Source organism: Sphingopyxis sp. (assembly GCF_035250425.1).
Taxonomy (GTDB): Bacteria; Pseudomonadota; Alphaproteobacteria; order Sphingomonadales; family Sphingomonadaceae; genus Sphingopyxis.
Genome location: NZ_DATFFD010000205.1, coordinates 1 through 2,306, shown reverse-complemented (window position 1 = coordinate 2,306; position 2,306 = coordinate 1). Strand labels below are relative to the sequence as shown.

2 protein-coding genes are annotated in these 2,306 nt (G+C 68.3%); both read left to right on the top strand.

What is annotated here, in order from left to right; all coding sequences use genetic code 11:
* A partial coding sequence (locus VJ811_RS12120) for an efflux RND transporter periplasmic adaptor subunit (RefSeq protein ID WP_324072649.1) occupies nt 1–1,115 on the top strand: 1,115 nt, incomplete at its 5' end.
* Between the two features lie 157 nt (nt 1,116–1,272).
* On the top strand, nt 1,273–2,306 hold a 1,034-nt coding region (locus VJ811_RS12115), incomplete at its 3' end, for an efflux RND transporter permease subunit (RefSeq protein ID WP_324072647.1).

The following is a 2,306-nucleotide window of genomic DNA, read 5'->3' as shown; positions in this document are numbered from 1 at the left end:
ATGGCGCGCCGCAGGCCGCCGCCGCGCCCGCGCCCGTGCTCACCGTCGCCGCGCCGATCGCGCGCGACGTGACGCTGTGGGACGAATATATCGGCCGCTTCGAGGCGAGCAAAGCCGTCGAAGTGCGCCCGCGCGTCTCGGGCGCGATCACCGGCATCCACTTCACCGACGGCCAGATCGTCCGCCAGGGCCAGCCGCTCTTCACCATCGATCCGCGTCCCTATCGCGCCGCGCTCGCCGAAGCGCGCGCGTCGGCCGCCAGCGCGCGCAGCGATCTCGCGCTCGCGCGGCTCGAACTCGAACGCGCCGGGCGCCTCGTCGACGTCGAGGCGGTGTCGCAGAGCGAGATCGACCGGCTGCGCGCGCGCGTCAACGCGGCCAATGCCGCACTCGCGGGGGCCGATGCCCGCATCGCGGCGCGTTCGCTCGACGTCGAATTCACCACCGTCCGTGCGCCGCTGAGCGGCCGCATCTCGGACCGCCAGATCGACGCGGGCAACCTCGTGTCGGCGGGCGACGCCGGCGGCACGCTGCTCACGACGATCAACGCGCTCGATCCCGTCTACTTCACCTTCCAGGGATCCGAAGCTTTGTTCCTCAAGACCAAGCGCGAAGGCGGCGACAAGGGCGCGGCGGTCGAAGTCCGCCTGCAGGACGAAAGCGACTATCGCTGGAAGGGCCAGCTCGATTTCACCGACAATGGCCTCGACCCGCGCTCGGGCACGATCCGCGCCCGCGCCAGCTTCCGCAATCCCGAAATGTTCCTGACCCCCGGCATGTTCGGCAACATGCGGCTGTCGACCGGCCAGACGGCGCGCGCGCTGCTGATCCCCGCCGCGGCGGTGCAGACCGACCAGGCGCGCAAGATCGTCTATGTCGTTGGCAAGGACGGCATGGTCGCGGCGAAGCCGGTCGAGCTTGGCCCCGAAGTCGATGGCCTGCGCGTGATCCGTGCGGGGCTGACGCCGACCGACCGCGTCGTCATCACCGGCTATCAGTTCGCAAGGCCCGGCACCAAGGCGGTGACGAAGGCCGGTAAGATCGCCGCGACGGCGGAGAAGTCGGCCGCTGCTGCAGCCGAACCGGTGTCGGCGCAGGCGACCTTTTCGAAGTGATCTTTCTTCTTCCCTCCCGCTTGCGGGAGGGGTTGGGGGTGGGCCAGCTCCGTCTCAATGGCCCACCCCGCTGCGCCCCGGATCAAGTCCGGGGCTCGCTGCCCCTTCCGCAGGCGGGAGGGGATGACCAGAGTTGTTTTCAGACAGGGGCTCTCCCATGCGCCTATCCCGCTTTTTCATCGACCGGCCGATCTTCGCCGCCGTGCTCGCCGTCATCATCACCATCGTCGGTGCGGTCGCCTATATCGGCCTGCCCGTCTCGCAATATCCCGACATCGTCCCGCCGACGGTGACCGTGACCGCGACCTATCCGGGCGCGTCGGCCGAAACCGTTGCCGACACCGTCGCGGCGCCGATCGAGCAGGAAATCAACGGCGTCGACAATATGCTCTATATGAGCAGCCAGTCGACCGGCGACGGCGTCGTCACGATCACCGCGACCTTCAAGATCGGCACCGACCTCGATGCCGCGCAGGTGCTGGTGCAGAACCGCGTCGCGATCGCGACCCCGCGCCTGCCCGAAACGGTGCAGCGGCTGGGCGTGGTGACGCGCAAGACCTCGCCCGACTTCCTGCTGATCGTGAACCTCGTCTCCCCCGACAAGTCGCTCGATCGCGCGTACATCTCCAACTATGCGCTGACCCAGCTGCGCGATCGCCTCAGCCGTATCGACGGCGTCGGCGACGTGCGCCTGTTCGGCAATCGCGACTATGCGATGCGCGTGTGGATCGACCCCGGCCGCGCCGCCGCGCTCGACCTGACCGCGGGTGAGATCGTCGCCGCGCTGCGGCGTGAGAATGTGCAGGTCGCCGCGGGTTCGCTCGGCCAGCCGCCGCATGCCAATGGCAGCAGCTTCCAGCTCAGCGTCGAAACGCAGGGCCGCCTGACCGATCCCAAGGACTTCGCCAATATCGTCATCCGTACCGATGCCGACGGGCGGCAGGTCCGCGTCTCCGACGTCGCGCGCGTCGAACTCGGCGCCTCCGATTATAACAGCAACACCTATCTCTCGGGCGATCCCACCGTGATCATGGCGACCTTCCAGCGCCCGGGTTCGAACGCACTCGCCGCGGCGCAGGCGGTCGAGGCCGAAATGGCGGCGGCATCGAAAAGCTTCCCCAAGGGCCTCGAATATCGCGTCATCTATAACCCCACCGAATTCATCGCCCAGTCGATCGACGCGGTGATGGA